Genomic DNA, 22,442 nt, shown 5'->3' on the forward strand with positions numbered 1-22,442 from the left:
TCCTGGTAGACGCCCTTAGTTCGACCTGCTAGACGAGGCCACATATGACCGAGAAAAATGAAAAAGGTAAGGTTTTTCTGAGCACTTACGGGTGCCAGATGAATGTTTTGGACTCCCAATTGGTACAAGGTCAGCTTGAGGCTTTGGGCTATGGCTTTGTTGACCAAAGTGATGACGCCGACATTGTGCTGCTCAATACATGCTCCATCCGTGAGCTTAGTGAGCACAAAGTCTGGTCTGCTCTTGGCCGCCTCGCGATTGCGAAGCAAAAAGAGAAGCCAGATCTTGTTGTAGGTGTTTTGGGCTGTATGGCCGAGCGTGAGGGCAAAGGCATCTCAGACCGCATGAAGCATGTTGATATCGTGTGCGGTCCATCTAATCTCGACCAGATTCCCCTTTTGGTAGATAACGCTGTGAACAACCGCGGTACCCAAATTTCACTGGCCGGTCACACCTCAAGACGTTCCAAAACGCTTCAGGCTGCTGAGGACAATTTAGAAAATCTCGATTTGTCTCGGGCCTTCTCTCCTGCAGATGCTCAGTCGCAGGCCTATGTTCGAATTACCCGTGGCTGTAATAAGTTTTGTGCTTTCTGCGTGGTCCCGTTTACTCGCGGCCCCGAAGTACACCGCCCGGTTTCGCACATCATCGAAGAGGTGAAGAAGCTAGTTGGAAGTGGTGTTAAAGAAGTTACGCTTCTTGGCCAAACAGTGAACCATTATAAGTACACTGAAAATGGCACGGCTTACTCATTTGCAGATCTCCTAAGACGCGTTCACGATTCCAACCCCGATTTACCGCGGTTGAGGTTTCTAACTTCGTACCCACGTGACTTTACCGATGATGCTTTGGATGCAATGGCGGAGAGCCCGCGCATTTGCCGCTACCTCCACATCCCCGCACAAAGCGGCTCCAACACGATGCTCAAAAAGATGAATCGCGGTTATACCGTCGAGCAGTATCTCGATCTCCTAGACCGAGCACGCTCACGGATGCCGAATATTCGTTTGGCCGGCGATATGATTGTTGGTTTTCCGAATGAGACAGAAGAAGATCATCAGGCAAGCATCGAGCTGCTGAATAAAGCACGTTACAAGAGCTGCTTTATTTTCAAGTATTCTCCCCGCCCCGGCACGGTGAGCAACAAGCGCCTTGAAGACAACATCCCAGATGCAGTGAAGAAAAAGCGCAACGTTGAGCTTCTGGGTATCCAGGCGCAGATTAGCCTGGAATTACACCAAGCCTACGAAGGAAAAACTTTCGATGTTTTGGTGGAAGGTGAAAGTAAACTGCGAGCCAAGCCTCAAGCAGGTGAAGTCCAATTGGGTTGGGAAAAGCTCAGCACTTCCGATTGCCGTTTGGTGGGTAGAACTCAAGGCGATGAAATCGTTATTTTCGATGGTAAGCGTGAGCAAATCGGTGACATCGTAAGAGTGCGAGCCACTGGCGCGACGAATCTTACGATTCAAGGCGAGCTGGCCAATCCAGCCAAGCCTACCGAAAGCCGCTCCGAGGTTTCTACTGCAAGCCAGCTTGCTATCTAAGTCTTTGGTAGGGAGTTCTTGTTTTAAGGACTCGGCGCCACAGTCATCAATGTCTTCAAGTCCTCATCCGTAAAGCGCAACGCTCCTCCGAGAAACCATTGCGCAAGGTCTGCGTTGAAGGGGTCATCGATACCCGCTTGGAGCCAAAGGTGATCGAAGAATTCGTATAGAAACGTTCCGCGTAACCGTGGCGGACGAACTTCGCCACTGTCTAAGAAGCGCCTTTCAAAATCAAAGGCATCAAGTCTTAACTCTAGGGAGTCGTTGAGGGCGTGAAGGTTTAAACCGAGCCCGCCGGTGTTCTCAATGATTCCGAAACGCAGGGTTGCAAAGTAATAACGTTTTGCAAATTGGGCGGAAAACTTCATCACATTGTAGTTTGTTGTGTACGTCTCTGTGATTTGTGCGCTTTCTTCTCCGTCAACAGTTACGGTTTCACGTGTCACTTCCCGGTTTTGTCTACCTCTATGATCTGCGACTGCTTCGAGAATATAGCTTTTGTCGGGCCTTGGTTTGATGGCAACACCGACAATATTTTTAATGCCGGTGCCGGCCTGGTCACCGCCAGATTGGAACGGGACATCAAATTCCGAACGAAGCTCTACTTGAGTTTCGAGCCGTGAAAGACCCCCGAACAACTCATTGGTACTATCGAGTGTTTCTTCTACCTTCTCAGAGATACTTGGGTCGTTGATAATCCGCCCCATCGTGCCAGTGCCATCATCAATTTTGCGAGTAATGCTGTTGAGGTGGGCGACACTTTCAGTGAGGTTATCAATACTTTGACGAAGCGGTGAATCAGATATTTCAGCACCGGCTTCCCCATAGATGGCGTCACTCATGCGTGCGGCCAAGAGGTCGAGCCTGCTGCTCAGGCTGGCTAAATTGGATGTGATCTTGGTGATGTCACCTTGGTTGCCGGTGGTTGAAGCCAAGTTGCCGGTAAAGGCGCGCACATCACCAAGGATGGCGTCGATGTTGTTATCGTTGCGCTCTAAGCTACCTGCCACGACACGAGTCGTTGTTTCTAAAGCGGCAAGAGAGTTTTCAACGCGCTTAAAGATGGCTTCGATTGAGCCTTCGGCTTCTGGACCCGAGAGAACCCGCCGGAAGCTGTCGGTAATTTCTTTCACGTTGGAGGCGACGTATTTAAGTTCGGACTGGATGGCATCCATGTCGGAAACGCTTTGGACACGGCCAATAATTCCCTCAGGTTTGAGCACACCCGCGCCGCGGTTCCCGGGATCGAGGTCGAGGCGAAAATCACCCAGTAGGGATTCGGCTGCCTTTTTGATGGCGGCGTCTTGGTACACGGTGTAGTCGTTTAGGATTCTCACGGTGACGCGCGCAACGAGCCGGCCGTTGTCGAGGCGTAAGTGCTCAATGCCGCCGATTTTACCAACATCGATTCCGTTGATTTGAACCCGTGTTTTCCAGCGAATGCCTGAAGCGTCAACGAAGTCAGCGTAGACTGGATAAGTGGCTTCATCGCTGAACTTATCTTTACTGGTTTTCATCAAAAACCAGCTCATGGCTGTAACAGCCGTAAGCAAGACGAGACCGACAAGTAATGGTGCTCGTATCATTCTTGTTTCCCAAACCAAGTGTTTAAAAACTCTTGAACAAAAGGATGCTTCGAATGACGAATCTCACTCGACGCACAATCTTCTACCACCTCACCTTTATGGAGGACTGCGATGTCATCCGCAACTTTTATGGCGCTACCAACATCGTGGGAGATGACCACACTGGTAACCTGTAGCCGTTGGGCGGCGTCTAAAATCATCTGATCAACGTTGTCTGTGGTAATAGGGTCGAGGCCTGTGGTGGGTTCGTCATAAAGCACGACCTCGGGGTCAAGAATCACCGCGCGGGCCAGCCCAACCCGTTTACGCATTCCGCCTGAGAGTTCCGAAGGGAATTTGTTAACGGATGTCTCGAGGCCGACCAAGGCAAGTTTGGCGAGTACACGTTTGTCGACCTCTTCATGAGAAAGCTGAGTATGTTCAAGTAGAGGAAAGGCCACATTTTCCCAAACAGTCATGGAATCAAAAAGAGCGGCTTGTTGAAAAACCATCCCGAATTTGGTTCTTAGTTTGAGAAGAGCGGGGGTTTTCATTTGGCAAACGTCTTCCCCGTTGACCAATATTTGCCCCGAGTCTGGTTTCATGAGGCCAATCATATGTTTCATCAACACGGACTTACCGGACCCAGAGAGGCCCAAGATGACCCGTGTGGTGCCTGGCCGCACATTGAATGAAACACCTTTTAAGACCTCTGTACCGCCAAAGCTTTTTCTTAGGTCTCGAATCTCGATCATATCTACGCCGGTGCCCAAAGAAGCAAAATGCTTGTGAGTATATAGTCGAGCACAAATATCGAAATTGAGCCAATAACTACCGCCTGAGTGGTGGCATTTCCGACGCCGCGGGCGCCTCCACTGGCATAAAATCCTCGGTAGCAGCCGATCAAGGCGATTAAGACGCCAAAGAAGACGGATTTTACCATGCCGTGCATAAAATCGTAGGGATCAAGTAACCACTCGATTCGGGCGACGAAGGCTCCTTCATCAAGTCCCATCATCAAAACTGCGACTGCATACGAGCCAAGAGCAGCAACGACGCAAAACAAGACGCTCAAGGCTGGTACCATAATGGAACTAGCGATAATCCGAGGTACCACAAGGTATTTAATGGGGTCGATGGCCATGACTTCCATCGCATCGATTTGTTCTGACACCCGCATGGTACCAAGCTCAGTGGCCATAGCAGAGCCAACCCGGCCAGTTACCATGAGGCTTGTAAGTACAGGGGCAAGCTCTCGGCTGACCGCAAGCATAACGGTGGAGCCAACGACGTTTTCCATACCGACACGTTGAAGTCCGGTAATGGTCTGCAATGTGAAGACAGCCCCGGTGAAGGTTCCGGTGAGCAGAACGATAAAAAGTGAGCCAACGCCAACAAATTCCATTTGCTCAAGCAAGAGTTTAAAGCGGTAGGGAGGCTTGAGTGCCAGCAGGCATACCCGCCCGAGAAAAATCGCCATATTGCCGAGCTCGGTGAAGAACGCGATGGTTTTCTCACCGGCCCGAGTCAACGGCCCTATCATGATGGTGCACCCGTGTATTGACGTGGAACTCGGTCACTGATGCCGCAGGTAATTTCGTAGGCAATGGTACCTGCCCATTGGGCAAGGTCGTAGGTTGTAATGCACTCTGTGCCTTGGCTGCCCATCAGAACAACCTCATCTTGTTGAGTGATGTTTTCAAAGTCGGTGACATCGACCATGCACAGATCCATGCAGATGCTGCCCACAATGGGTGCGCGTCGTCCCTGAATCAAAACATCTGCTTTTCCCTCAAAGCTGCGCCGGTACCCATCGGCATAGCCAACCGGGAGAACAGCTATTTTGGTGGCGCGTTTGGCAACAAAGTGTCCGCCGTAACTTACCCGCTCTCCGGCAGCAATCTCTTTGATCTGCAGCGGTCGGGTCGTCCAGCGCATCAAGGGCGTTAAAGCTTTGGGCACATTGGTTTGCATTGGACTTAAACCATACATGACCAAGCCCGGTCGTAATAAATTCTGGCTAGTATTTTCTAAGGTGAGTGTCGCAGCACTGTTGGAGAGATGGCGGTGCTGGGGTGAAAACCCGGCACTTTTTACTTGGCTTAGTGCATTTTCGAACGCTTCGATTTGGGCTTGGTTACGCGGCGTATCTTCAAGATCAGCATTTTGGAGGTGAGTCATCACACCGTCGAGAACCAAATTAGGGTGATTTTTTAGCTCTTGTAAAAATGCACCTAATTGCTCGGGCTGAACGCCAAGCCTGGACATACCCGTGTCGACTTTTAAATGGAGCTTTAGGGAGCTCGACCCAGCTGCTTTAGATAGTGCTTCCAATTGTTCGACTTCGAATACGGTTGGGATGAGTTTAAATTTCACCAAAGCCTCAGCGGCTTCGTTCACAAGTGCGCCAAGCACAAGAATGGGTAAGTCGATCCCGGCTTCACGTAGCCGAATACCTTCTTCGACCAAAGCGACTGCGAGCCATGCAACACCTGCATCAGCGAGGGTTCGCGCGATTTCAACGCTTCCGTGTCCATAGGCGTCGGCTTTGACGACTGCGCAAAGTTGAACATCGGGGTGCAGCTTGGCAATAGCGGCCGCGTTTTGCCTTAATGCTTGAAGATCAACGGCGACTTGAGTGGGGCGATAGAACATAGCCGGTATGTTGACCGACACAGGATTTGTGTCAAGCCGCGAAGAGTTTAGGTTTCTTCGCGGCTTGGCTCTTAACGCTTCAATTTAGTAACAGACGCTGCCGCTTGAGTTGCCAAAGGCTGATCCGAGCAGCTCGTTAAGCAGGGCTTGAACAGCGTCATCGCCGCCGCAGCTTTGTCCTGCTGGGCAGGTTTCAAAGATGGCGCTGGTCGCCAGGTCACAGACTTGTCGGCAGCTCTTGTCACAGTTGCCAACTGGAATGAGGTCACAAGTAAGACCAGCTTGAGGGTCGTCATAGGCGCAGATGGTGCCGCCGGGACACTGGCTGTCGGCATCACAAGGACCTCCGAGCGAACCGCTGCCATCGGCGACGCATTGGCGACTGTTGTTGCACGTGCAAATACTTGAACCAGCGCATTGGCCCACGCAATCGGCATCATCGCGGCAACCCGGTGCACAGGTATTACTGAATAGGTCACAATATTCTCCCGCAGGGCATTGAATGTCTTGTGTACATTCTCCAGAGCCGTCGGGCAGACATACCGCCGGATTGTAGTTGTCGGCGCAGGTAAACCCGGGTGGGCAATTGCCGTTGTCGCATGGGTCAGGATCCACACAATAAGGCTCCTCGCAAACGAGGCCGTAAGGAGTGCAATCGAGCTGGTCGTTGCACGGTGGTGAAGGCTGGCATACGCCGTTGGCGCAATATGAGCCATTGGGGCAATCACCAGGTCCACTGCAGCTGTCAGCGGGTCTACAAGCACCATCTACGCATTCACAACTTCCGTCCTGGCAACCGGCAACGTCGTTGCAATCGGTATCGTCGGTACAGCCGCCCAGGTTGTTCGGGTCAAAGCACTCGTTATCGGCATTGCAAAGCCAGTCGCAGGGGCATTGTTGGTTGAAGTAACAGGTTGCCGGTGGCGCGCTGCATGAACGGGTTTGACCATTGCATACTTCACCACCTGGGCAGTCGCAGCTGTTATTGGCAGGATCACAGTCGTAGTTCGAAAAGCAGCGCCCGTCGATGCATTCTTGCCCAACGGAGCAGTCATCGTTGGAGCTACAATCTGGCACACAAATGCCTTCGCTCGATGGGTCATAAGTTGTGCCGCTTGGTTGCTGGCAATACTCGTCTGCGGGGCAATCGGTATCGTCAGTGCACGGCGTGTCTTCTATAGGCTCTTCGGACTGACATGCTCCGCCCACGCAAACTCCGCCTTCACAGTCGGCATCGCTTAGGCAAAGGCCCGACGTATCACTGGGATCTGTCGTATCCGTCGGGTCGGCAGGACCCGTGTTGCGGTTTTGCCCGCAGGCGGCCAGTCCCAAAATTAAAGTAAGGCAACAAAGTGCTAAAACGCGTCCTAAGTTCATATTTTCCCCCGTGGCAGATTCGCTTGGCGTGAGACTAGACGGCCTTTTTCTTAATTGTCAATCAAGGCATGTCTGCTCAACCTCGCTACATTTACTTAAGTTCAAGTTATGGTTAAGTTTTTAGGTAGGACCAATTTGCTTGAGTTAAGGCTAGGGTATGAACCTTACGGGCCCCAGAGCGGCGCAATGTCCTCGCGGCCTCGGCTAAGGTGTAACCGGTGGTTACGACGTCGTCGATAAGTAAAACCGTCTTATTCTCAACGCCTTGAGCGGGCTTAAACGCATTTTTAATGTTTTGCTGGCGCTCACGCCGACCGAGCAGGTGCTGAGGCTGGGTGTGGCGCCGTCGCCAGTGGGTGAGCATGGGCAGCTTCAAGGTATCAGCTAAGCTTTGCGCGATATGAGCGCTTTGATTGTAGCCTCGATCTAAATGCCGCCTAAGGCTTAGTGGAATCGGGGCAATAAGTTCACACTGAGAGGCTAAATCTTGAGCGGGCTGGTGCTCTGCCAAAAGCCGGCCGAGCGCCATGGCAAGGTCTTCACGCCCTCTAAATTTCGCGCGCCAAAGCATGGTCTCTAGAGTTCCCCCATAGAGATAAGGGGCGTAGCAGCTTGTATTGGATTGAGCGGGTCTAAAGCGGGGGCAAGGGTTTTCCAGGAGGGCTTGGGAACATAATTCGCAGAGTAAATATTGGGGCCGCATGGAAAGTGCTCGGTTGCATCCTCCACAGGTCACGGGAAACAAAGTCATCATGGCGGCGTCTAAATAACACCGCCATGATGGTGCTTTATGAGCTGAGTGTTTAAGCGTTTTTAACCTTGGTTTCGGCTTCGCTCGATGAGGCGCTTAAGCTCTTGGTTTGAGTTTTTGTACTCAACCTTTTTGCCCCAGCGTTCGAGTGCTGCGTTAAGTACTTTGAGATCGGCTCCGCCTAGGCGGCTCACACTTGCCATGGCGGCCATGCGCACTGCAGAAGATTCGTCTTCTACGGCTTTCATCAGGCTTGCTATGCTCTCTTTTGAGCCTAACCAACCGAGCTGAAAAGCGGCTCGGCGTCGCACTTTGATATTGGCATCCGCAAGCTTGCCCGTCCAGCAGGTAGCATCTGACTTACATTCTGTGGCCGCGGCGAGAGCAGGCTTATTGGCTGCAACAATCTTAGCGATTTCTTGAGTTGCTTCTTCTTTAGGTCCTTTAAGACCGTCGAGGCTCGCTGTTTCTGAGCCGGCTCCCAGCATGGCCACTGCTTCAATAGCAGCTCGGCGCGCCGCCGCATTGCCTGTTTTAGCGGCAGCTAAAAGGCTTGCAACAGATTTTGTAGCGCCGATGTAGGTCAGTGCTTCGGTGGCTGCAATGCGAAGGTTGGCATCAGTTTCGTTGGCAATTGTTGAAAGGCTCTTAATGCTGGCCTCTGTACCAAGGTTTCCAAGTGAGTATGCAATTTCAGCGACCGCACCCGGAACGCTTGCAGAGATTCCGCTCGCCCGATTTTGATACTTTTTGTAATAGGTCTTGAGTGCTGCAAGCATTTGCTTTTCGGCATCTTGAGCACGCAGCGAGCCGAGTACGAAAGCAGCTTTTCCTTCAATGGCACCCTCAGCAATGTTTACACCGCTTGGTAACCGAATCGCTTCTACGGCTTTGTTTTTGCGCTCAAGAGTTTCAATCAAAGCGGGAATGGCTGATTTACCAATTTGCAGAAGTGAGTGGCGTGCTTCGTAGTAAAAAGAAGTTCCAGGCAGTTCCATGTAGAGGCTGTCGATGAGGACTGGGATGCCTTTGTCGTCGCCCAAGTCGCCGAGAGCCATGATGGCTGTTTTGCGTAAGAACGGCTGCGTTTCGGTTCTGGCAATTTTAATCAGCGTCTCAGTTCCGGTTTTGCTGCCGATTTTACCGATTGCGCGCATGGCAGCTTCACGGGTGTTGAGGTCAGGCATGGTGGTAAGACGAATAAGGGCATCGACGCCGCTTTCCGCTTTGAGCTGACCCATGGCCTTTGCGATGTTTAGGTTGGTTCGGTTCTTGGCACGTGTCTTTTTATCCGAGCCAGTCCCCACGGTGTAGCTAATGCCGCCCTTGAGTGCCGGGATAATGGTTGCGTCGCCAAGTCGGCCCAGTGCGTATGCTGCTTCTGGGGTCCAAGAACCTTCTTGCTCAAACCATTCTTGAACGCTGGGTAAAGCAGTTTTATCACCGAGCTTACCCAATTGGGTGAGTGCTTCGGGGCGCTTCTCTTTGTTTTCGAGTTGTGCAATCCAATATGCAGAGGTGGTTGGATCTTCGGGCTGGCTGCAGCTTGCGAGGATAAAGGTTGCGGCGATTACGGCAAGTAGTTTTCTAGTCATGGCGTGCTCCTTGGCTCATTTGCGAAAGCTGCATAACGCGCTCCCATGAAAGGGTCAACGCGAGTGGGATCGGGGCTTTAATTGTGACGCGGGGTTCCATATGTTAGCGGTCTGACAAGGCGATGATGAAAAGATACGACATAAATAGATTCTTGGTTGTGCTTGGACTGATTTTGGCAGGATTAACCGGGTGCGATTCTATGGTTTCGAGCGCCATCGATTCCGGGCCAACCTATTGGAGTAATGTGTTAAAGACGGAGCCTTCCTTCAAGGTTCGGCTGCAAGCTGCGGTTTTACTTGGGCGATCAGGCCATCCAGATGCACTCAAGGCTTTGATTGATTGCGCAAAGACCGACGACGATGACTCGGTCCGCCGTGCGGCGATCGACGCGTTGGCTCAGCTTAAGCGTCCACGTGCGATTGTCGAGTTGGTTACTTTGGCCGCCAGTGATCCGGTTCCCATGGTTGCAGCGGGGGCGAACGTGGCCTTGACCTCTTTTGACTTACTGGCCCACCAAGAATTTGTTCTCGCAGCTTTTGATTCAGACGATGTGCGGGTTCGGTCGGCGGTTTTAAAGCATCTACCTCTGCCATTGAACGACTTGGCACGGGCGGTCATTACAAAAAGCTTCGGTGACTACCCGGAGGTTTATGAGCAGGCTCAAACGTTGCTGGCCACGATGCCTCGTATCACGCGCATGGAATGGATTTCCGAAGGCCTGCGCTCAGCTAAGGCCCCTATTCGAGCTGGGGCGGTACGTGCCCTTGGCCGTGATGGTCATCGTGAGAACCTCGCTGTGGTGATTGAAGTTTTTGAACAAGAAGATGAAGATTTGACGGTTAAAGATGCTGCAGCCTACTCGCTTAGAGAGTTGAAAGAGCATTTGGTTGAAGGTGACTTTATTCGGGATGCAACGGAACACTCTGAGACGCATATGCGCATGCGAGCCATCCGTGTTCTGGAAGCCATTGGTGGACGAAAAGCGACACGGACTCTCGTGCTCGCGCTTGCGGATGAGAAACCACCCGTTCGTGGCCGTGCAGCGATGGCCCTGGCTAAGCTCAAAGTGATAGCGGTTTTACCAAAGCTTGAAGAAATGGTGAGAAAACCATTAAATGAACCCATCAAATTGCATTTAACCCAGGCTGTGCAGGATTTGCGTGCGGCGATGGCGACCAAGCAATAAGGAATGAAGACTATGGGACTTAAGGGTAAGAAAGTGGCGTTTATTGGGGCTGGGAATATGGCGGAAGCCATCATTCGCGGTTTACTAAAAGCCGATGTTGTAGCCGCTCCGGACATTCTCGCTACGGGACGACGCCAAGAGCGCATTGATGACCTTCACCGCCTTTATGGTCTTACGGTTACGCTCGATAACAGTGAGGCTGCAAAGCAGGCGGATGTGGTCGTACTTTGCGTGAAGCCGCAGATTTTGGAGAAGGTCCTCTCCGAGATTGCAGGTTCGATTTCACCAGATGCCCTGGTCATCAGTGTCGCTGCGGGAATCACCATGCAACAGATTGGGGCGCACCTTAGTGAGCAAGCCCGTATTTGTCGCTCAATGCCCAACATGCCCTCCGTGGTTGGAGCCGGCGCAGCAGCTTTGGCCTGCGGCAAGCACCTTACAGACGAAGACAAGCAGATGGCCCACGAACTCTTTGAGTCCTGCGGTCTTGCGGTTGAACTGCATGAAGAAAGTTTATTGGACGCGGCAACCGGACTGTCGGGCAGTGGCCCTGCTTATGTGTTCATGATTATTGAAGCGTTGTCAGATGCAGGCGTAAAGGTGGGGCTCAATCGCCGCCAGGCCCAAAAACTTGCGGCCCAAACCGTACTTGGCAGTGCGCAGCTGGTGATTGAAACCGGAGAGCACCCCGGCGTTCTTAAAGATCGGGTGACGAGCCCAGGCGGTACGGCCATCGCGGGTCTCCACACCTTGGAAGAAGGTGGCTTACGCACTACGCTCATCAATGCAGTTGTGGCAGCCACTGCCCGCTCTCGTGAGTTGGCAACCATTAAAAAATCCTGATCTTTTTAGTACCAAAGCACCACAAGAGTGGTTTTTTGATTGAATAGGCTGGATTGGCCGGGCGTCTTTCTATGGCAGGAGGACGAGAGCATGAATAAAGCCACCAAAATCCAAGCGAAGCGTCAGGTTCAACTTAAGGTTGTAGAGGGTGCTAAGAGTGAAGAAAGCACAAGGAAAACAAGGGTGAACGAGACAATCACCGATGTTATGCTCGTGGACCGAGCGGTTGCTGGCGATGGTATCGCCTTCAGCGAGTTGGTGAATCGTCACTACGAGAAATCGGTCCGTGTTGCTTTTGGTATGCTCAAAAACCTACAAGACGCAGAAGATGTAGCTCAGGATGCCTTTGTTCGAGTTCACCGAAAACTTGAAGGATTTCAGGGACAATCTGCCTTTTCAACCTGGCTTTACCGAATTGTTGTGAATCTGAGCATCGACTTGATGCGAAAGAAAAAGCGTCAGCGAAGAGCCGATATTGATGACGAAGCTGCTCGCGATGCGCTGCGAAGTGAGCAGGACTTGTGGCCACGCTTTGAAGAGCATGACCCATCGGTTAGTTTAGAGCGCCGAGAGCTTCATAAACAACTCAATCAAGCCTTTAAAGAACTCCCAGAGATTCACCGCGCTGTGTTGGTGCTGCGAGAAGTTCAGGGTTTAAGTTACGACGAGATCGCGCAGTCTCTCGAGATCAAGAAGGGCACGGTCATGAGCCGTCTTTTCCATGCTCGAAAGGCCATGCAGGCGCAAATGAAGAGTCAGCCGAAAGCAAAAGTTGAAGGCAGGGTAAACGGATGAGTGATCGAAAATTTTCAGACGAAATGCTGCACGCTTTTGCAGATGGCGAAGCTGGTGAAGCAACCGCAGAAATCGAAAAAGAGCTTTTGAACTGCGCTCAAAGTCAGGCGGAAGTCGACTCGGTACGCATTACCGGTGAATATCTCCGAGAGATCGTGTCTCAAGGTGTGCCGGAAGTAGAGCCGCTTCGTGCGTTGCAATCGATTCGTGAGCGCATTGAGCAAGAGGAAGCTAAATCTGCAAAATCTCGATGGACGGCATTTTGGGAGGGTATCTTTGAAAGCCCTCGTCAAATGGCTCTTGGATTTGCATGTGCAGCGGCGCTGGGTGCAGTGGTTGCTCCGGCTGCGTTGTGGTTAATGGGCGCTGGTGGTATCGATAATCATACCACAACCGATGGCCAACCGCAGACAGCTTCGGTGGTGGTAGAGTCAGTGGAGATTGAGGGCAATGCGAAGACAGTTGTTTTCCAGCCTCAAGGATCAGACACGGCAGTTATTTGGATAGATGCGGGTGAGGAAGTTTATGAGGAAGAATTTTAGAATAGCACGTTGGTGGCCAATTCTTCTCTTCTTGGGTGCAAGTCATATTGCATTCGCAAATTCAGACAATCGAATCACGTTGGATATACAGGTTATTCATGCGAGCCATGTTGGTAAGCAAGTCGATGCACCGATCCAAAAGCTTGTGCAAAGTTTTACGAACTTAGATTTTACTTCTTACTCTTTGAAAGATGAGATGAAAATCGATGTGCAGCTGGGCGCTTCCACGCGGGTACAATTGCCCAATAAAATGTGGATGCAAGTTCAGGCTCAGCCCAGTAAGCAAGCAGGCATGGTGCAGCTTGAGATTTCTTCGGATAAACCGAAGTTTAAGTCCAAGGTGAATATCCGTCCGGGTGCAACAATTGCAGTGGGTGGACCGCCATTTGATAATGGGTCGCTGATTTTCGCAATCACCCGTCGCAAGTCGAAATAAAAATCTCTAGGCTTCAGCCGGCAGTTTGCCTTGGCTGTAATCAAGCCAGTTTTCTTCAGTATCCAAAACATTGGTTCGCCAGAGCTTCTGGGAAATCGTTCCAATCAGATCGGCCAATCCCTCGCGGGTGATGGCGGATGTCCCTACAGCTTTGTCTTTTTGGCACAAGCCTCGCTTGGTGATGCTATCGACCAAGTCACACTTATTGTAGATCAAGATTTCTGGAATCTCCGCGAGGTGAAGCTCTTCTAGCAAGGCGCGAACAGCCTCAATTTTCTCGTCGCGCATGGGATCGGAAATATCGACGACGTGCAAAAGCACATCGGCACCTTCGAGCTCCTCTAGAGTTGCCCGGAATGCGCGAATCAGGTCTGGCGGAAGATCTCGAATAAAGCCAACCGTATCCGTGATGATGGCTTCGCGTTCCATTGGAAACCGGAGCCTACGGCTCGTCGGATCGAGCGTTGCAAAGAGTTGATCGGCAACCAGGACTTCGCTCGAAGTTAAGACGTTCAGAAGTGTGGATTTGCCCGCGTTGGTATAGCCGACCACAGACACAATCGGAGCACCGCTGTTTTGGCGTTTACGGCGACGCAAGTGCCTTTGTTTGGAGAGCGCTCCAATTTCGTTTTCAAGCTTGGTGATGCGATCACGGGCACGGCGCCGGTTGATCTCGAGTTTGGTTTCACCCGGTCCGCGGCCACCGATTCCACCCGTAAGCCTTGAAAGCCCTGCATCGAGATCTGTAAGCCTTGGCAAGTTGTATTTCAGCTGAGCCAATTCAACTTGGAGCTTACCGTCTCGGCTTTGAGCATGCTGAGCGAAGATGTCGAGGATGAGTTGGGTTCGGTCGATGACTTTTAGATCGCTGAACGCTGCAACGGCTCTGGCCTGGGTCGGGTTGAGGTTGTGGTCAAAGATGATGAGCTCGATATCAAGGTCGAGGCACTCAAGGACAACCTCTTCAAGTTTCCCCCGGCCAACCACGAGTTTCGGGTCTGGTTTGGGCCTTATCTGGATGATCACATCTTCGATATGAACACCTGCCGTGGTGGCAAGCTCTTGCATTTCTTCGAGCCGCCATTGAGCGGTTTGTTTACGGTCGTAAACTCCCACAAGAACCGCGCGGGTTTGCCCGCCGTCGGCTTTTCTAGCCTTGGTCTGGCGACCCAGCTCTCGTTCAATTTCCTCAACGAGTTCTTTGAAGTCGACTTCTACCTCATAAATCGAGCGATAATCCTCTGAGGTGACATGATCGATGGTCCGCTTGGCTTTGTGAGCGTTGGGATTGATATGTGCCGTGGTGAGCTTACCGGGCTGGCCATCGTCCCGAGTTTCTAATGCAACGACGAGATCCAGCCGCAATTTCGTGAGGTCGGCAAAATCGTCTCGATGAAGACCATCTTTCCCGAACACCGTGTGAATATGGCGAAGGCCTCGTAGATTACTCTGACCCGCTCTCGTACGACCAATGTCTGGTAGATAAATTCTGTGGGCATCTCCCACAAAAACATCTTCAATTTGCCCGCGGCGATTGACGAGAACTCCAACCTGGCGACCAATTTCTCTACTGATTCCAGCTAGATGGCGAGCAAGCTCGGGGCTGATGATCCGGTCGGGGGCAACTCGGCGTTGATAGGTGCGCTCAAGAAGGCGCTTTTGGCTGGGTTTTAGACCGGCTGTATTGCCTGTAACGTGTCGAATCGAGATAACCTCCAGCAATGGCTTGGTATTCGGCCAAGTGGGCCCTATTACTACGGTAAATAACCATTGGGCAAGCGACAAGGAGTCATTGCGCTCTGGTGCATACCTGCTTAGTTTAATGATCCTATCAGAACCAACGCATTCAAGTTAGGTACTTTAAAATCTACTTGGGAGTGCTTTTTGTGCTTTGACGTCCAGCGTCTATGGCTGTACAGGAATGAGTTATGTCAAAGACAATCGCATTTGTAATGGACCCAATGGAGGGCCTGCATATTGAAGCAGACACCTCTTTTGCCTTCATGTTGGCCGCTTCACACCGAGACGCACGAGTTTTCCACGTACTGCCTGGGGATATTATGCTTCGGGCCGGGAAGGTTTGGTTAAGAGGTCGCTACGTTCAAGTACGTGACAAAGTGGGTGACCATTTTAGCGTGATTGAAGAATCTTTGATTTGTGCAAATGATTGCACGGCGATTTTCATCCGAACCGATCCACCTTTTGACGAAGATTACCTCACCTGCACCTGGCTTTTGTCATTTGCTGAGCGACAAGGCGTTCGCGTCCTGAACTCTCCGGCCGGTATTCGTTCAGCCAACGAAAAGCTCTACGCGCTTGAGTTCCCAGAGTTGTGCCCCGAGACGATTGTTACAAATTGCCAGAAGGAAGCTTTGAACTTTATCGAGTCACTGGGCGGCACTGCCATTGCAAAACCACTTGATGGTCATGGCGGCTTTGGAGTTGTTCGCGTTTCAACCGAAGATTCCAATACCCGAGCCATTTTCGACCTACTGACTCGCGAAGAAAAAGTTCCAATTTTACTTCAAGCTTTTCTTCCAGAAGCAGCTCTTGGCGATAAGCGAGTGATTCTCGTCGACGGTAAGATCAGAGGCGGCATCGTTCGAGTCCCGACGGGCGGCGACCACAGAGGCAATGTGCATGTGGGTGGACGCGTCGAAGCTTGCGACATAACAGACGCTGACCGGCGTATTGAGGCGGCCATTGGTGACCGGCTTCGAGAAGATGGTCTTTCGTTTGTGGGCATCGATGTCATCGGTGACAAGCTGATTGAAGTGAACGTTACCAGCCCGACATTACTAAGAGAGATCCACCGTTTGGGTGGCCCCGACATTGCCGCGGAAGTAATTCAGTCACTTTTTTGACAGATCCGATCCCGCTGGTACCGTAGGCCTATGAGCAGATACGGTGCGCGCCTTATTGCGATAATTTTTTCTACGTTTACTCTGAGCTGTGGCCCTGGAATGCCTATGGACCTATCTGGGTCCGATGCGGTGGAGCTTTTTGAAGTTGAAGCCGATCAAGATCAGCAAGGGTTAATCCTCATCACAGTCGATACGCTCCGAGCAGACTTTCTCGGAGCCTATGGTCATCCGCGGGTTCAGACGCCGCACTTGGAACGGCTGGCCTCGGGTGGTCAGCTTTTTCGAACGGCCATTGCGCAGTCGAGTACGACTACGCCCAGCCATACATCGCTCATGACCAGCCTCTATCTACACGATCATAATGTGTACTCGAACTTTGAAGCTGTGGGTCAAGATCCGGCAACAATGGCTCAGCTTTTAAAGCAAGAGGGTTATGAAACGTTTGCCATGGTGAACATGCGCCACTTAAACCCAGAAGTTTCAAATTTGGGTGCCGGCTTTGATACGTTTATTCGCAGCGGCAACATGAGACGGGCCGAAGAGAGCATCGATGAATTTGTGAAATGGGTAGATGAAAAAGAAGGTAAAAAATTCTTTGCCTGGATTCACTTGGTAGATGTGCACACGCCCTATCGGCCACCACCACCGTATGACCGCCTCTATTACGATGGGGATGAACGAGATCCTGCAACGAAAACTCTAGATAAAATTTGGAGCTTGCTCCCGCACCATATGTCGGATCATCCGTATTTTCGCACCTGGCTTGCAGGTATACGGGATGTGGAGTGGGTGATCGCACAGTATCAAGGTGCCATTACCTATGTGGATGACCAAATAGGTCGGCTCATGGATGCCCTGGAGGACCGCGGTATCCTAGACGATACGGCTATGGTCGTGACCAGCGATCACGGTGAATCCATGGGTGAGCATGACATGTATTTCGTGCATACAGGCCTTTACGATTCCACGGTCAGAGTGCCGCTGATTACCTATTTCCCAGACTCCGGTCGTGCTGGGGTTGAGGTGCATGAAGTGGTCGAGCTGATTGACGTGATGCCGACTGTTTTAAACTATTTAGGCATTGAAGCGCCGCGAGCGATTCGTGGCCGTACTCTATGGCCTTTGATCCACGGGCAAATCGAGCCAGAGCGTATCGCCTTAACAGAACATGCCGGCCGCAACCTGGTGGCTTTACGGTCAGCTCAATATAAATACATCCGGCACCTGCGTACCCGAAGGCTTCAACCCTCCTACCCATTTAAGCGTGGTAGCGAGGAGCTTTATGACCTCAGCGTCGATCCGGGTGAGAAACAAAATATTGCAGACAAAAGCCCAGAATTGGTTGCTATGTTTCGCCGTGAGCTTAAAGAGCGCCGTAGGCAACGTTTGGATATGGATATTGGCCAAGCCCAGTTAAATGAGGATACTATCGAAGTTCTCCGAGCATTGGGTTATGTTCGTTAAGTTTTAAAAGAGTTCGACGATTGTTTATCGTGTGCTTTGTATTTAGTTCGTTCTAATTTATGGTGAGTTATGGCCGACGAAGAAGATGATTTTGACCAACACTTCGGCAGCGATGGACCCGCAGAAGATGGCGAGGAGTCAGAAACTGCAGATGAGGATGGGTCTGCAGATTCCGGTGAAGGCGAATCTGAAGAGGATGAAGAGGACTTTAGCAAAGAGTGGGGAGATCTTCCCGACGACCCTGTTAAGTTTGGCGGTGGCGGCAGCCCTCTCCAGAAAGCGATTCGCATTGGGTTGATGGTATTAGTGGGTGCTGGTGTACCTTCTATTCTTGTTGCTGTTCTTCATTTTACCGGCGCACTGGAGAGTATCCAGGATTCGATGAGCTCCAGCGATGATGAAGTCGCGGCGGACGAATCTACTCCCAAAGAGAAAAAGAAGAAAAAACGCTCTCGTAAAAGTAAGAAAAAGAAAAAGTCGAAAAGCTCAGGCCTCAAGCTCGATGGAGATAATCCTGGCGATGAGGTGAAACAAGACTGGGAGATTGAGTTTGGTGAAGTGCGCGTTTCTATCAAGGGCAAGGCTGAGCTTTGGGTAGACGGGGTATCTCTTGGCAAAGTTAAGAAGAAGAAGCTTAAGCTAAGCGCAGGGACTCATTTATTTCGCGCGAAGATGGGCAAGAAAAAAATAGCCATTCAAGGCAAGGTTGCAGCAGGTGGCACATTTGTCTTGAATTTAGACCTCAAGAAAATGAAGTCGAGCTTTCAAGCAAAAGGTGGCCGCAAGAAAAAGCGCTAGCCTCGCAGCCTTTCTAAATAACGGTTAACGAGCTTTCGTGACCAGAGATTCAATATCTGCCTCCAGTGCGCTCAAGCCTAAAGTTCCATTATATACCGACTGGATTTTGCCATTTTCATCGACCAAGATGAGTGTCGGGTACAAAGATACCATCAAACGCCTTCGTGCCTGGCCTCGGTCGAAAAATATTGGGAAGCTCAAGTTGTGGTCTTGCTTGAATTGAATCACCTCTTTGATTTTGGAGGGCTCGACGTTGATTGAGAGCAACTCGAATGAGTCGTTGGAAAATTTGCGGTGAATTTTCTCCAGTTGCGGCATCGCAGCCACGCAGGGCCCGCACCAGGTTGCCCAGATATCAATTAAGATGACCCGGCCCTTACTTTCATTGGGCATACGTTTGGTTCCGCTCGCATCGTAAATGAGAAAATCGGGTAAGCTGTCGCCTTGCATCAGGGGGCGTGCCCGTTCTGCGTTGTTCGAGATGAACTGCCCGGTCAAAGCGATCGAGCCAGCAATGATAAGTACAACGACCGAAGCCATTGGCCGATGAATTCGCTTTGCAGTGAGCAGAGGTACACCGCGAAAGCAAAGCGCCCAGTAAATAAGGACAACGCATGCTGCTATCACGCTTTGAACATCCGATAGGGTGGCAGAGGCGCCGCGATGATGGAGCAACCAGGGACTGTCAAAACCAGCATGACCAAGACAAGCGCTTAGGGCGACCAAAAGTGTGTAAGGCGCGAAGCAATATCCCGATACAATAATACAGTTCCAAAGTTCCCAAGAATCGTCGCTGCGGCGTTTGCGGTAATATAAAAGTGTGCCTAATCCGGCTGCGACACAGGCTTTAAGCAGGGACGCTTTAACAAAAAAGCTCCAGAGTGTGGTCAGTCCACTTACCGGGCTTTCGCTGGCCCTTAGCAGCCATCGACTCACAGTTAAGGGCGACTGAAAAATGTAATCGAGCGCCCACAAGAGCACGACCCAGCCAATCCCTTGGCCGGTAAGTCCAATGATCCGGGCACTTTCCACGGGTGAGATTAAAAATTTGGTCGGTAAAGGGGACTTTTTTAGGGACTTCGGCGAGTTCATTGACCCCAGGATGATCGTATCGGAGTTGGCTGGCAAGTGCCTCTGCGCCATTTCTGCAGGAACTTCCTGCCCTTGAAGACGTTGGGACCCTAAATACATGCGTTTTTGCGGGGGTTGAAACTTGTGTCGCCCTTGGCTTTCGAGGATTCTTATTGTTGGAACTATCGTGTGTAGAGATGCTGGGGCAGGATTTGTTGACTGTCCTCGGCTGGGTCTACAACAGAAGTGGTTGAACTTCGCGCATGGAAGGTCAGGGTAAATTCGTATCGATGCAGATGAAACTGATCGTGATGGTCGGTTTGTTTCTGTTATTTATGGCCGTTTGTCTCGGTGGCTTTTTTCAATATCGCTTGTCCGCCAACACGGACGCCTTGGGGCAAAAGCACGTTGAGGAAATCACTGCGGTACTCACGTTGGCGGTTCGATCCGCGCCAGATACTCAGTCTATTCAATCTGTGCTTGATGCGTTCAGCGATGTACCAGGTGCAACGCATGCAACCGTGCGCTCAACCAACGGTGATTTGATTGGTGCTTGGCCACGAAGTGGTGTGCATCTTGAGCAGCGCTCGAAACGACTCAGCGGAACCGTGGTGAAGAACGGTGAAATTTGGGTAACCCGCTCTGTAAAACTCCACGATGACCGCAAAGCGGCACTTACGATTTGTATCGACTTATCCTTCGAGAACTTGGCCCTCAAGCGCAGTAACTTCTGGGGCGTTATTATCCTCAGTATCTTGTTGATTGTATTTGGCGTCATGGCGAGCTCAGTGATTGCTCGGCGCCTGGTCAGACCTCTTCGGGAGCTTGTTCTTCAAACCGGCGAGCTTGTCGAAACCGGTGACCTCACTTCGACCATTGCTGTGGAATCCAACGATGAAACCGGGCAGCTTGCGATTAATTTCCGAACAGTCGTTGAAGGTCAGCGCGGCGCCTTGATTGCGATTCGGCGTTCAACAGACAGTGTTGGGCAGGTTATCTCGAAACTATCCGAAGCAGGAATGAGTGTTTCCTCAGGCGCTGTAACCATTCAGTCGCTGGTACGAGACACTGCAAGTTCCATTGAAGCGCTGCTCTCGAGTTTACGAGGTGTGAGCATCAACGTTGAAAGCTTGCAGGAATCCAGTGTGCGCGGTGCAACGTTTATTGTTCAAATGGCCAACGCGAACGATGAGATTGCTACGAACATGGAAACCATGGCCACAGCGGTTCACCAGTCTACGCAGGCGATTGATCGTATGGCGACCTCGGTTCAAGAAACAGCACGTAATATTGGTGACCTCGAAGGGTATATTGCAGGTACTTCTGGTTCGATGACCGAGATGGCTAAAGCGATTTCTCAGGTTGAAGGAAATGCACAGGACACTGTTCTTTTGTCTACTCAGGCATCGGCAGCAGCAACCGTGGGCGGTGAGGCTTTGCGGGCGACGCTCAATGGTATCGACAAGATTTCGAATGCATCGCAGACCGCTTTTGACGTTATTACGAACCTAAACGAAACGACGATTGAGATTGGTAATATTGTAGGCGTTATTAAGGGCGTTGCAGACCAGACAAACCTTTTGGCCTTGAATGCTTCTATCATTGCGTCGCAAGCGGGTGAGCACGGTAAAGGATTTGGCGTGGTCGCAGATGAGATTAAAAACCTCGCGGAACGAACCCGAATTTCGACGACCGAGATCGCCGCGTTGATCGACAAGATTCAGCAAGAATCGCTGCATGCGATCGAGGCGATGGAACACGGTATCGAAAACGTATCTCAAGGTCTCAAGCTGGGTCGTCAAGCAGACGAGGCTTTTGTTAAAATCTTGGAATCGACAGCGTCGAGCAGCGATATGATCCAAGAAATTGCATTGGATGCGCAAAAGCAGTCTCAGCAAACGAAACAGATCACGAGTTTGGTTCAGCGCGTTTCATTGAACGCCAAACAAATTACCCGTGCGTCAGACGATCAAGCCAGTGGTTCTCGAGAGATTAGGGATGGAACGCGTCGTATGAACGCGCTGAGTGAGCAGGCCCACCAAAGCTCCATGGAGCAGGCCCAGGGCTCGCGTCAGGTGATTCAGGCCATCGAAGAGATCAATGATATGGTCTCTCAGGTAAACAATGCACAACAGATGCAGACCCGATCTTCAGAAGATGTACTTCAAGCCGTTCAACTTATTCACGAAGTTTGTACCGATCAGGACGCTTCGGTGAGAGAATTGGATCAGGCGATCATGAGCTTGCAAGGTCAGGCTGAGGAGTTACGAGTAGAAATACAGAGATTCAAAGTGTGAGAAACACATACTCTGGGTTACACTTTTTGGAGTGGCTCTAGAAATGTGGGCACAAAAAAACGCGCGAAAGTCCGAGGGCTTGCGCACGTTTCTAGTGTCGTTTGGTAGCGGGGGCTGGATTCGAACCAACGACCTTCGGGTTATGAGCCCGACGAGCTACCAGGCTGCTCCACCCCGCATCAACGTGGAGCGTTACTACGGGGTTGCAGGCAATGAGTCAAGAGAAATTGTTAGCGTTGAAAATAGTGTTCTTGGATTTCGGTCAACTTGGGTGATGTGATAAAGTCAAAGTGACCGAGATAAATGACCTAGAGACGAAGATGGGGTGGGGGCCGATAGGCTCCTAAGAGATTCGATGGGACAAACAGTTCTTATCATTGACGATTCAGAAACCGTACGTAACAGGGTGCAAGAGGCTCTGAATACGACGAATATTTTTGACCGTTACCTGACAGCAGGTGACGGTATGTCGGGTTTTAAGGTTTTGGTGAACGAGAAAGTTGACCTGATCTTATGCGACGTGGTGATGCCGGGCTTTGATGGCTTTAAATTTCTTGGACTCAAGAAAGCAAAGTCAGAATTTCTCGAGATTCCCGTCATTATGCTTACGGGCGCAGAAGACCTGGATACAAAAGTACGTAGTTTAACGGCGGGTGCC

General features: G+C 51.1%; 20 protein-coding genes and 1 tRNA gene. 11 read left to right on the plus strand and 10 right to left on the minus strand.

Going from position 1 to position 22,442, the window contains the following annotated elements:
• Positions 1-44: 44 nt before the first annotated feature.
• Complete coding sequence (gene miaB, locus HOK28_22760; GenBank protein MBT6435931.1) at positions 45-1,544, plus strand: tRNA (N6-isopentenyl adenosine(37)-C2)-methylthiotransferase MiaB; 1,500 nt, start codon at positions 45-47, stop codon at positions 1,542-1,544.
• Positions 1,545-1,567: 23 nt separating this feature from the next.
• On the opposite strand, the gene HOK28_22765 is transcribed toward miaB, so the two are convergent.
• The 7 genes from HOK28_22765 to HOK28_22795 form a co-directional block, all read right to left on the minus strand.
• A complete protein-coding gene (locus tag HOK28_22765) occupies positions 1,568-3,130 on the minus strand; it encodes an MCE family protein (GenBank protein ID MBT6435932.1) in 1,563 nt (520 codons plus the stop codon).
• Positions 3,127-3,864, minus strand: coding sequence for an ABC transporter ATP-binding protein (locus HOK28_22770; protein MBT6435933.1), 738 nt, complete (start codon positions 3,862-3,864; stop codon positions 3,127-3,129). The genes HOK28_22765 and HOK28_22770 overlap by 4 nt, the downstream gene beginning before the upstream one ends.
• A gap of 2 nt (positions 3,865-3,866) precedes the next feature.
• Entirely contained in the window at positions 3,867-4,652 is a 786-nt protein-coding gene (locus tag HOK28_22775) for an ABC transporter permease (protein ID MBT6435934.1), read from the minus strand.
• Positions 4,649-5,785, minus strand: coding sequence for an alanine racemase (alr, locus tag HOK28_22780; protein ID MBT6435935.1), 1,137 nt, complete (start codon positions 5,783-5,785; stop codon positions 4,649-4,651). The genes HOK28_22775 and alr overlap by 4 nt, the downstream gene beginning before the upstream one ends.
• Before the next feature lie 63 nt (positions 5,786-5,848).
• Positions 5,849-7,141 (minus strand): hypothetical protein, encoded by a 1,293-nt coding sequence (locus HOK28_22785; protein ID MBT6435936.1) that lies wholly within the window; start codon positions 7,139-7,141, stop codon positions 5,849-5,851.
• Between the two features lie 112 nt (positions 7,142-7,253).
• Positions 7,254-7,895 (minus strand): ComF family protein, encoded by a 642-nt coding sequence (locus HOK28_22790; GenBank protein ID MBT6435937.1) that lies wholly within the window; start codon positions 7,893-7,895, stop codon positions 7,254-7,256.
• Positions 7,896-7,954: 59 nt separating this feature from the next.
• Positions 7,955-9,487, minus strand: a complete 1,533-nt coding sequence (locus tag HOK28_22795) for a HEAT repeat domain-containing protein (protein MBT6435938.1) — start codon at positions 9,485-9,487, stop codon at positions 7,955-7,957.
• 122 nt (positions 9,488-9,609) lie between these two features.
• On the opposite strand from HOK28_22795, the gene HOK28_22800 reads away from it, so the two are divergent.
• The 5 genes from HOK28_22800 to HOK28_22820 all read left to right on the plus strand — a co-directional run bounded on the left by HOK28_22800 (position 9,610) and on the right by HOK28_22820 (position 13,290).
• Complete coding sequence (locus HOK28_22800) at positions 9,610-10,674, plus strand: HEAT repeat domain-containing protein (GenBank protein ID MBT6435939.1); 1,065 nt, start codon at positions 9,610-9,612, stop codon at positions 10,672-10,674.
• 12 nt (positions 10,675-10,686) lie between these two features.
• Positions 10,687-11,517, plus strand: coding sequence for a pyrroline-5-carboxylate reductase (gene proC / locus HOK28_22805; GenBank protein MBT6435940.1), 831 nt, complete (start codon positions 10,687-10,689; stop codon positions 11,515-11,517).
• Between the two features lie 90 nt (positions 11,518-11,607).
• Positions 11,608-12,312 (plus strand): sigma-70 family RNA polymerase sigma factor, encoded by a 705-nt coding sequence (locus HOK28_22810; protein MBT6435941.1) that lies wholly within the window; start codon positions 11,608-11,610, stop codon positions 12,310-12,312.
• Positions 12,309-12,854 carry a hypothetical protein gene (locus tag HOK28_22815; GenBank protein MBT6435942.1) on the plus strand — a complete coding sequence of 182 codons (546 nt, stop codon included), beginning with the start codon at positions 12,309-12,311 and terminating at the stop codon, positions 12,852-12,854. Before HOK28_22810 ends, HOK28_22815 begins: the two co-directional genes overlap by 4 nt.
• Positions 12,838-13,290 (plus strand): hypothetical protein, encoded by a 453-nt coding sequence (locus HOK28_22820; protein ID MBT6435943.1) that lies wholly within the window; start codon positions 12,838-12,840, stop codon positions 13,288-13,290. Before HOK28_22815 ends, HOK28_22820 begins: the two co-directional genes overlap by 17 nt.
• A 6-nt stretch (positions 13,291-13,296) precedes the next feature.
• On the opposite strand, the gene hflX is transcribed toward HOK28_22820, so the two are convergent.
• Entirely contained in the window at positions 13,297-15,042 is a 1,746-nt protein-coding gene (gene hflX / locus HOK28_22825; protein MBT6435944.1) for a GTPase HflX, read from the minus strand.
• A 176-nt stretch (positions 15,043-15,218) separates the two neighbouring features.
• Here hflX and gshB point away from each other — a divergent pair, with 176 nt between their 5' ends.
• From gshB to HOK28_22840, 3 genes are all read left to right on the plus strand, one after another.
• The gene (gshB, locus tag HOK28_22830; GenBank protein ID MBT6435945.1) at positions 15,219-16,154 is read left to right on the plus strand and encodes a glutathione synthase; all 936 of its coding nucleotides are present in this window, start codon (positions 15,219-15,221) and stop codon (positions 16,152-16,154) included.
• A 105-nt stretch (positions 16,155-16,259) separates the two neighbouring features.
• Positions 16,260-17,618, plus strand: coding sequence for a sulfatase (locus HOK28_22835; GenBank protein ID MBT6435946.1), 1,359 nt, complete (start codon positions 16,260-16,262; stop codon positions 17,616-17,618).
• A 69-nt stretch (positions 17,619-17,687) separates the two neighbouring features.
• Positions 17,688-18,416, plus strand: a complete 729-nt coding sequence (locus tag HOK28_22840; protein ID MBT6435947.1) for a hypothetical protein — start codon at positions 17,688-17,690, stop codon at positions 18,414-18,416.
• Positions 18,417-18,440: 24 nt separating this feature from the next.
• Here HOK28_22840 and HOK28_22845 read toward each other — a convergent pair whose 3' ends face one another.
• Positions 18,441-19,448, minus strand: coding sequence for a TlpA family protein disulfide reductase (locus tag HOK28_22845; GenBank protein MBT6435948.1), 1,008 nt, complete (start codon positions 19,446-19,448; stop codon positions 18,441-18,443).
• A 329-nt stretch (positions 19,449-19,777) separates the two neighbouring features.
• Between HOK28_22845 and HOK28_22850 the strand changes: the two genes are divergently transcribed.
• Positions 19,778-21,784, plus strand: coding sequence for a HAMP domain-containing protein (locus tag HOK28_22850; GenBank protein ID MBT6435949.1), 2,007 nt, complete (start codon positions 19,778-19,780; stop codon positions 21,782-21,784).
• A gap of 102 nt (positions 21,785-21,886) precedes the next feature.
• On the opposite strand, the gene HOK28_22855 is transcribed toward HOK28_22850, so the two are convergent.
• Positions 21,887-21,963, minus strand: a tRNA-Met gene (locus HOK28_22855).
• A gap of 176 nt (positions 21,964-22,139) precedes the next feature.
• Here HOK28_22855 and HOK28_22860 point away from each other — a divergent pair.
• On the plus strand, positions 22,140-22,442 hold a 303-nt coding region (locus tag HOK28_22860), incomplete at its 3' end, for a response regulator (protein ID MBT6435950.1).

It is taken from the genome of Deltaproteobacteria bacterium (assembly GCA_018668695.1).
GTDB lineage: Bacteria > Myxococcota > XYA12-FULL-58-9 > XYA12-FULL-58-9 > JABJBS01 > JABJBS01.